The organism is Arthrobacter sp. 2YAF22_2 (assembly GCF_052114645.1).
GTDB lineage: Bacteria > Actinomycetota > Actinomycetes > Actinomycetales > Micrococcaceae > Arthrobacter.
This window is the reverse complement of the sequence record NZ_JBFRFD010000091.1, coordinates 1-8994: the sequence shown is the minus strand read 5'-3', so window position 1 is coordinate 8994 and position 8994 is coordinate 1. Positions and strand designations below refer to the sequence as shown.

Annotated in this window: 7 protein-coding genes; 6 read left to right on the top strand and 1 reads right to left on the bottom strand. The window is 65.8% G+C overall.

Going from position 1 to position 8994, the window contains the following annotated elements:
* Positions 1-588 (top strand): ABC transporter permease (locus tag AB4Y86_RS05790; RefSeq protein WP_441400906.1); only part of this gene is annotated, 588 nt, incomplete at its 5' end.
* Positions 589-636: 48 nt separating this feature from the next.
* Here AB4Y86_RS05790 and AB4Y86_RS05785 read toward each other — a convergent pair.
* Positions 637-1278 (bottom strand): PH domain-containing protein, encoded by a 642-nt coding sequence (locus AB4Y86_RS05785; RefSeq protein WP_441400904.1) that lies wholly within the window; start codon positions 1276-1278, stop codon positions 637-639.
* Positions 1279-1357: 79 nt separating this feature from the next.
* Here AB4Y86_RS05785 and AB4Y86_RS05780 point away from each other — a divergent pair, with 79 nt between their 5' ends.
* The 5 genes from AB4Y86_RS05780 (at position 1358) to AB4Y86_RS05760 (ending at position 8957) form a co-directional block, all read left to right on the top strand.
* Positions 1358-3181, top strand: coding sequence for an ABC transporter ATP-binding protein (locus AB4Y86_RS05780; protein ID WP_441400902.1), 1824 nt, complete (start codon positions 1358-1360; stop codon positions 3179-3181).
* A 277-nt stretch (positions 3182-3458) separates the two neighbouring features.
* Positions 3459-5099: a peptide ABC transporter substrate-binding protein gene (locus AB4Y86_RS05775; RefSeq protein ID WP_441400900.1), complete on the top strand. Its 1641-nt coding sequence runs from the start codon at positions 3459-3461 to the stop codon at positions 5097-5099.
* Positions 5100-5318: 219 nt separating this feature from the next.
* A complete protein-coding gene (locus AB4Y86_RS05770; protein WP_441400898.1) occupies positions 5319-6248 on the top strand; it encodes an ABC transporter permease in 930 nt (309 codons plus the stop codon).
* A complete protein-coding gene (locus AB4Y86_RS05765; RefSeq protein WP_441400896.1) occupies positions 6238-7230 on the top strand; it encodes an ABC transporter permease in 993 nt (330 codons plus the stop codon). Before AB4Y86_RS05770 ends, AB4Y86_RS05765 begins: the two co-directional genes overlap by 11 nt.
* Positions 7231-7241: 11 nt before the next feature.
* Entirely contained in the window at positions 7242-8957 is a 1716-nt protein-coding gene (locus AB4Y86_RS05760) for an ABC transporter ATP-binding protein (protein ID WP_441400894.1), read from the top strand.
* The last annotated feature ends 37 nt before the right edge of the window (positions 8958-8994 follow it).

Sequence of the window (8994 nt, the reverse complement as noted above, 5' to 3'; positions counted from 1 at the left end):
GTCATGGCCCAGATGGCAGGACGGCGTGACTCCGGCAGCTGGTTCGCGTCATTCGCGAGCACCAACGGCGTCCTGGCGCTGGGCATCTTCCTTGGCCTGATCAGCTGGGTCAGCCTGGCCCGGCTCATGCGCGGCGAGTTCCTCTCGCTGCGCGAACGCGAGTTCGTGGATGCTGCCCGGATCTCCGGCGCCAGCAACGCGCGGATCATCTTCAAACACATCCTGCCCAACGCCGTGGGCGTGCTGATCGTGAACGTCACGCTCACCATGTCCGCCGCGATCCTCACCGAAACGGCGCTGAGCTACCTCGGTGTCGGCGTCAAGGCGCCGGACACGTCCCTCGGATTGCTCATCTCGCAGAACCAGCAGGCCTTCTCCACCAGGCCCTGGCTGTTCTGGTTCCCGGGCCTGTTCATCGTGTTGATCTGCCTGAGCATCAACTTCATCGGCGACGGGCTGCGGGATGCCTTCGACCCGCGGCAGAAGAAATTCAACGCCAAAAAGGCGCGCGAAGGGGCGGCGTCAGCTGCAGGGACGCCCCCGGAGAAGACCGCAGTCAGTGCCTTCGACGGATCCAAGGACAGCTAGATGCGCGGCAGGCTCAGGCCCGCGGCCGGCGGCCGGTCGGGCGGCCGGCTACAGGGCGGCGACCGTCCAGTAGCTGGCCGCGAGCAGCACCACGACGACGCCGACCGCGGCCCAGCGGGGCGTCACGGCCACCGCCGTGCCGTCGGCGTCGGCTGGTGCGTCGCCGGCGGCCAGCGTCCCGCTTTCCACCAGTTCCTGCCAGCGCGTGCGCACCAGCCGGGCGGCCTGGCCGGAGTCGGTGGACCTGAGGTCTCCTGGCCGCACCGATTTTCCGGGGCCGTAGCTGATGTCCGGGAGCCCGTGCAGGTCTTCCGGTCGGGCATTGCGTCCGCCCCAGATGCYGGGCGCCGGCGCGGCCCAGGCGGCGTAGCTCTTCTGCGCCGTGACGAGCGTGAGGGCATATCGGGTGTCCACATGCACCAGGGCGGCCCAGGGCACCAGGACCGTGCGGAACGGGTTCTCCAGGGTGACGCCGCCGTCGTGCACCACGACGGCGGGCAGCCAGAAGAACTGCCAGCCCAGGAACGCCACCAGCAGCAGCGGCGCCGTGCTCAGCAGCCCCTCGGGGCCGGCCGCGGCGACGGTGGCCGCCACGCCGACGGCCGCTACCAACCAGGACAGCCAGGCGAACCACGAGTTCGACCGGGCCTTGAAGATTTCAACGTTTCCGGCGTCGGGCACAGTGCTCATGCCCCCCATAATTCAGTATTCCCGGTCACAGCACTAATCACCGGTGCGACGGTGGCCCGGGCGGAAGGAAAAACCCATCATGACTGACTTCATCACCCTGGATCCGCTCCCGGCTCCCGTGCCCGGAAAAGGTGACACCGTCCTGGAGGTCCGCGACCTCAGCGTCGACTTCGGCGTGGACAAGAAGTGGGTTCCCGCGGCCATCGGCCTCAACTACGAGGTGCGTGCCGGCGAGGTCCTGGCAATCGTGGGGGAGTCTGGGTCCGGCAAGAGCGCCAGCTCGATGGCGCTGCTGGGCCTGCTGCCAAGCAACAGCCGGGTCAGCGGCAGCGTGAAGCTGGCTGGCAAGGAGCTGCTCGGCGCCAACGAATCGAACATCCGCGCCGTTCGGGGCAAGGACGTCGCGGTCATCTTCCAGGAGCCTATGACCGCCATGAACCCGGTTTACACCGTAGGGGCGCAGATCGTGGAGACCATCCGGCTGCACAACGAGGTGTCGCCGGACCAGGCCAGGGAACGCGCCCTGCGGATGCTCGAACTCGTCGAACTGCCGGACCCGGAAAAGGCCTTCAAGTCCTACCCGCACCAGCTGTCCGGCGGGCAGCGGCAGCGCGCCATGATCGCCCAGTCGCTCTCCTGCGACCCCAAGCTGCTGATCGCGGACGAGCCCACGACCGCCCTTGACGTCACCGTCCAGGCGGAGATCCTCGACCTCATGCGCAACCTGCGCAACAAGCTGGACAGCGCGATCGTCCTGATCACCCACGACATGGGTGTGGTGGCGGACCTCGCGGACCGGATCGCCGTGATGCGCCGGGGACGGATCGTGGAGTCGGGCACCGCGGCGGAGATCTTCCACAACCCGCAGCACGAGTACACCCAGGCGCTGCTGGCCGCCGTCCCGCACCTTGGCCAGGGCGGCGAGAGCGCCGACGACGTCGACGTCACGGCCGCTCTCGCCGCCGCCACGCAGGCCGAGATCCAGGCCATCCCGCGCTCGGAACTGCTCCGGCGCGAGCGCGAAAACTCGGCCGCGCTGGCCGCGGCGGAAACGGTCAAGCCGCCGGGAGAACCCGTCCTGGAGCTCACCGACGTGGCCATCGAATACCCCAAACAGGGGCGCGTGCCGGCATTCCGCGCGGTCGAGGGCGCGAATCTGGCAATCTACCCCGGCCAGGTGGTTGGCCTGGTGGGCGAATCAGGCTCGGGCAAGACCACGATCGGGCGGGCCGCCGTCGGCCTGCTGCCGGTTGCCGCGGGCAGCATGAAGGTGGTGGGCCAGGACATCTCGGCCGCCAAGAAAAACGGCCGGCAGTTGCACGAGATGCGCCGGCACGTCGGCATGGTCTTCCAGGACCCCTCGTCGTCGCTGAACCCGCGCCTGCCGATCGGTGAAAGCATCGGCGAGCCGATGTTCCTCGCCGGGGTGGCCAAGGGGGCCGAACTCCAGGGGCGGATCGAAGCCCTGCTGGACCAGGTGGAGCTGCCCCGCGACTACCGCAACCGCTACCCGCACGAACTCTCCGGCGGACAGAAGCAGCGCGTGGGCATCGCCAGGGCCCTGTCGCTGAAGCCGAAGCTGATGGTGGCCGATGAACCCACTTCGGCCCTCGACGTCTCGGTCCAGGCCAAGGTTCTCGAACTCTTCCAGAACCTGCAGAAAGAACTCGGCTTCGCCTGCCTGTTCGTCACCCACGACCTGGCCGTGGTGGATGTCCTGGCCGACCGGATCTGCGTGATGCAGCGGGGCCGGATCGTCGAGCAGGGCAGCCGGGACCAGATTCTGCGGAACCCGCAGGAGCCGTACACCCAGCGGCTCCTGGCAGCGGTCCCGCTGCCGGATCCGGAGAAACAGCGCGAGCGCAGGGAGCTCCGTGCGCAACTGCTTTCGGGGGCGAACTAGGGCGCATTTGCGGGAATTTTCGGTTAACGCAGCCTAACCGGGAGATGAAGAGCGCGAATCATACCAGCCGGTAACGTGTGACTTGAAACAGGTTGCGGTTGACGCTAGCTGTCACGAGATCGTCGGGTCACGGTTTGGCAACAGAGTTCCATCATTCGGACTTTTTGCGGTTAGGCTACTTCCATATGTAGGCCACGTCACAGGATACTTCTGTGCCCGGACCTGCCGGGAAGCACAAGTCTTTCCCTACGAACTCCCACAACTCTTAGGAGGCGGAATGCGTTTCACGCGCACTTCCAAAGCACTGGGCATGGTGGCAATCGCCGCTCTGGCCCTGACCGGTTGCGGCGGAGGCGGTTCCAACACCGCCGGCGGCAGCACCGGTGGCGACACCACCAAAGTCATCGTCGCCGACGGCTCAGAGCCCCAGCGTCCGCTGATGCCGGCAGACACCAACGAGGTTGGCGGCGGCAAGGTCATCGACATGATGTTCTCCGGCCTTGTCAGCTACGACCCCAGCGGCAAGCCCGTCAACGAACTGGCCGAGTCCATTGAAGGCAAGGACGGCCAGCACTTCACCATCAAGATCAAGAAGGACCAGAAGTTCACCAACGGCGAAGCCATCACGGCCAAGACGTTCGTCGACTCCTGGAACTTCGGCGCGGCTGCCAAGAACGCGCAGCTCAGCGGCAACTTCTTCGAAAGCATCAAGGGCTACGACGAGGCGAGCAAGGAAGGCTCCACCGTCGAGACCATGTCCGGCCTGAAGGTCGTTGACGACCAGACGTTCACCGTTGAACTGTCCCAGCCGGAATCCGACTGGCCGCTGCGCCTCGGCTACACCGCCTTCGTCCCGGTTCCCTCCGGCGCCCTGAAGGACCCGAAGGGCTTCGGCGAGAAGCCGGTCGGCAACGGCCCGTACAAGATGGCGGACGGCGGCTGGCAGCACAACGTGCAGATCCAGCTCGTTCCGAACCCGGACTACAACGGCCCGCGCAAGGCCAAGAACGCCGGCGTGACGTTCAAGATCTACCAGAACGACGACGCCGCGTACCAGGATCTGCTGTCCAACAACCTGGACATCCTGCAGACCATCCCGACGAGCGCGCTGAAGAACTACAAGTCCGACCTCGGTGACCGCACCATCAACAAGCCGTACGCCGGCAACCAGACCATCGCCATCCCGGAATACCTGCCGGAGTGGAGTGGTGACGCCGGCAAGCTGCGCCGCCAGGCCATCTCGATGGCGATCAACCGCGACGAGATCACCAAGGTCATCTTCAGCGGCGCCCGCCAGCCGGCCAAGGACTTCACTGCCCCCGTCCTGGACGGTTACAGCGACTCGATCCCCGGCTCGGACAACCTGAAGTTCGATGCCACCAAGGCCAAGGACGCTTGGGCCAAGGCCGACGCCATCCAGAAGTGGGATCCCAACCAGACCTTCACCATCGCCTACAACGCCGACAAGGGCGGCCACAAGGCATGGGTCGAAGCTGTTGTGAACCAGCTGAAGAACACTCTCGGCATCAAGGTTGAGGGCAAGCCGTACGCTACCTTCAAGGAAGCCCGCAACGACGCTACCGCCAAGACGCTGACCGGTGCCATCCGCGCCGGCTGGCAGGCCGACTACCCGTCGCTGTACAACTTCCTCGGCCCGATCTACAAGACCGGTGCAGGCTCCAACGACGCGAAGTACGCCAACCCGGCGTTCGACAAGGCCGTCACCGACGGCCTGAACGCCCCGTCCGTCGCCGACGGCAACAAGGCCATGAACAAGGCCCAGGAGATCCTCCTGACCGACCTTCCGGCCATCCCGCTGTGGTACCAGGTTGCCCAGGGTGGCTGGAGCGACAAGGTCACCAACGTTGACTACGGCTGGGACGGCGTCCCGCTGTACTACAACATCTCCGGCAAGTAACAATAGAACGACGGCGGGGGCTGCCTGGACTGGGGCCTCCGCCGTTGTTTTGTTTCATCCCGCTTTATCCCTGACGGCCCAAGCCGCGGGCGTACTTTCGCAGCCCGGCGACCGTGACTGTTCCGGCGTCGGACCGCATCATTACTGAAAAGGTTCTTTGATGGACAACTCCGCCGCATCCCTGGACGGGATGCTTGCTGGCAAGGATGGGCTTCGCTGATGGCGACCTACATCCTCAAGCGCTTTCTCCAACTGATTCCCGTTTTTCTGGGTGCAACGCTGCTGGTCTACTTCCTGGTCTTCAGCCTCCCCGGCGACCCGATCGTCGCCCTGTTCGGCGACAAGCCGGTCAATGAGGCCGTTGCCGCGAAGCTGCGGGTCCAGTACCACCTGGACCAGCCGTTCTGGATGCAATACCTGCTCTACCTGAAGAGCATCTTCACCTTTGACCTCGGCCAGGACTTCTCCGGCCGGCCCATCGCCGCGGTGCTGGGTGAGGTCTTCCCGGTGACCGCCCGCCTCGCCGTGATGGCCCTGGTTTTCGAGGCCGTCTTCGGCATCATCTTCGGCCTGATCGCCGGTCTCCGCAAAGGCAAGTTCTTTGATGCGACCGTGCTGGTCGCCTCCCTGATCGTTATCGGCATTCCGATCTTCGTCCTGGGCTTCCTGCTGCAGTTCACCATCGGTGTGCAGCTGGGCTGGGCTAAACCGACGGTCAGCTCGGCGGCCACGGTGCAGGACCTCATCCTCCCGGCGATCGTGCTGGGCCTGGGCTCCTTCGCCTACGTGCTGCGCCTGACCCGCACGAGCGTCATCGAAAACATGAGCGCGGACTATGTGCGCACGGCCACCGCGAAGGGCCTGTCCCGGTTCCGCGTGGTCCGCGTCCACATCCTGCGAAACTCCCTGATTCCCGTCATCACCTTCCTTGGCGCCGACCTGGGCGCCCTGATGGGCGGCGCGATCGTCACCGAAGGCATTTTCAACGTGCCCGGCGTRGGCAACCGGCTGTACCGTGCCGTGCTGTCCGGCGAGGGCCCCACCGTGGTTTCGATTGTCACCGTGCTGGTGCTGATCTACTGCCTCTCCAACCTGCTCGTTGACCTGCTGTACGCCTGGCTTGACCCGAGGATCCGCTATGACTCCTGATTCCAACACCGCACGGCAGGATGCTTCGGCGCCCGCCACGCGCCACATCGAGCACTTCGTCGCCGACTTTGCCGAGACGCCATTGCAGGCAACGGACAGGGTCAAGGAGGACCAGGCCCCGCTCAGCCTCTGGGCCGAGGCCTGGCGGAACCTGCGCAAGCAGCCGTTGTTCCTGATCTCCGCCTTCCTGATCCTGGTCGTCGTCGCGGTGTCCCTCTTCCCGGGGCTCTTCTCGCCGATCGACCCGACCGCCGAGGCGTGCCAGCTGGCCAACTCCGACGGCGGCCCCTCGTCCGGGCACCCGCTGGGCTTCACCCAGCAGGGCTGCGACGTGTTTGCCCGGGTCATCTTCGGTACCCGTTCCTCCGTGACCGTCGGCCTGTTCACCACCATCGGTGTCCTCCTGATCGGCGGCATCATGGGTGCGCTGGCCGGTTACTACGGCGGCTGGGTTGACGCCGTCCTGGCCCGCATCAACGACATCTTCTTCGCCCTGCCGCTGATCCTGGGCGCCATCGTGGTGATGCAGCTGCCGATGTTCCGGGCCAACCGGACCGCGTGGACGCTGGTCCTGATCCTGATGACCTTCGGCTGGCCGCAGATCGCCAGAATCACCCGCGGCGCCGTCATCGAGGTCCGTAACGCGGACTTCGTGACCGCCGCAAGGTCCCTCGGCGTCTCCAAGTTCGGCGCCCTCATGCGCCACGTCATGCCGAACTCGCTCGCCCCGATCATCGTGGTCGCCACGATTTCGCTCGGCACCTTCATCGTCGCGGAGTCCACGCTGTCCTTCCTGGGCATCGGACTCCCGCCCAGCGTGATGTCCTGGGGGAACGACATCCAGGCCGCGCAGGCGTCGCTGCGGTCCAACCCGATGCCGCTGCTTTACCCGGCCATCGCCCTTTCCATCACCGTTCTGAGCTTCATCATGCTGGGCGACGCCTTGCGTGATGCTCTCGATCCCAAAGCGCGCAAGCGATGAAAGGGGATGCCATGAACGCCCCTGTTGAAATCCATGAAGAAGGTACGGCCGCCCGGCGTCCGCTGCTTGAGATCAAGGACCTGGCGATCAGTTTCAAGACCAGCGGCGGCGAGGTCAACGCCGTCCGCAACGCCCACCTGACGGTGATGCCCGGCGAAACCGTCGCTATTGTCGGCGAATCGGGTTCGGGCAAGTCGACGACGGCCCTGGCCGCCATCGGCCTGCTGCCCAGCAACGGCCGGGTCTCCGGCGGGCAGATCCTCTTCGACGGCGAGGACATTTCCAACGCCAGCGAAAAGCGCATGATCGAACTGCGCGGCAACAGCATCGGCATGGTCCCGCAGGACCCGATGTCCAACCTGAATCCGGTCTGGAAGATCGGCTACCAGGTCCGCGAGACGCTCAAGGCCAACGGCCTCCCGGACAGTGCGGACGACGTCGCGAAGGTGCTTTCCGAGGCCGGACTGCCCGACGCCGCGCGGCGGGCCAAGCAGTACCCGCACGAGTTCTCCGGCGGCATGCGCCAGCGGGCCCTGATCGCGATCGGCCTGTCCTGCCAGCCGCGCCTGCTCATCGCCGATGAGCCGACGTCGGCCCTGGACGTGACCGTGCAGCGGCAGATCCTGGACCACCTGGACAAGATGACCACCGAGCTGGGTACGGCCGTCCTGCTGATCACGCACGACCTCGGCCTTGCCGCTGAACGCGCGGACAAGGTGGTTGTGATGTACCGCGGCCAGGTCGTCGAATCCGGGCCTTCCCTGGAACTGCTGCAGAACCCGCAGCACCCGTACACCAAGCGCCTGGTTGCCTCGGCGCCGTCGCTGGCGTCGCGGCGCATCCAGGCGGCCAAGGAACTCGGCGTCGAATCCGAGGACCTGCTGGCACCCGATGAGGACGTCGTCGTCGCCTCTGCGATGCCGGATGAGGTCCTCCAGATTGAAAACCTGCGCAAGGTCTTCAAGCTGCGTTCGGGCATCGGCCGCTCCACCGACTTCACTGCCGTGGACGACGTCTCCTTCAGCGTCAAGCGCGGCACCACGACGGCGATCGTGGGCGAGTCGGGCTCCGGCAAGTCGACCGTGGCGCAGATGGTCCTGAACCTGCTCCAGCCCACTTCGGGCCGGATCGTGTTCGACGGCGTCGACACCTCCACGCTGAACAGCAAGGAAATCTTCGCCTTCCGCCGCCGCGTGCAGCCGATTTTCCAGGATCCGTACGGATCCCTCGACCCGATGTACAACATCTTCCGAACCATCGAGGAGCCGTTGCGGACCCACAAGATCGGGGACAAGGTCAGCCGCGAGAAGAAGGTCCGGGAGCTGCTGGACCAGGTGGCGCTGCCGCAGTCCACCATGCAGCGGTACCCGAACGAGCTCTCCGGCGGCCAGCGCCAGCGCGTGGCAATCGCGCGTGCCCTTGCCCTCGATCCCGAGGTCATCATCTGCGACGAGGCCGTCTCGGCCCTCGACGTGCTGGTGCAGGCGCAAGTGCTGAACCTGCTCGCCGAGCTGCAGTCCCGACTGGGCCTGACCTACCTGTTCATCACGCACGACCTTGCGGTGGTCCGGCAGATTGCCGACCACGTCTGCGTGATGGAGAAGGGCAAGCTCGTCGAGACCGGGTCCACGGACGACGTCTTCGACTCGCCGCAGCAGGATTACACCAAGGCACTGCTCAACGCCATTCCCGGCGCCGGGCTCATGCTTCCGCCGGAAGTTGCCTGATCCGGCCGGTGCGTTAAGCCAGGGAGCCGGTGTCCAC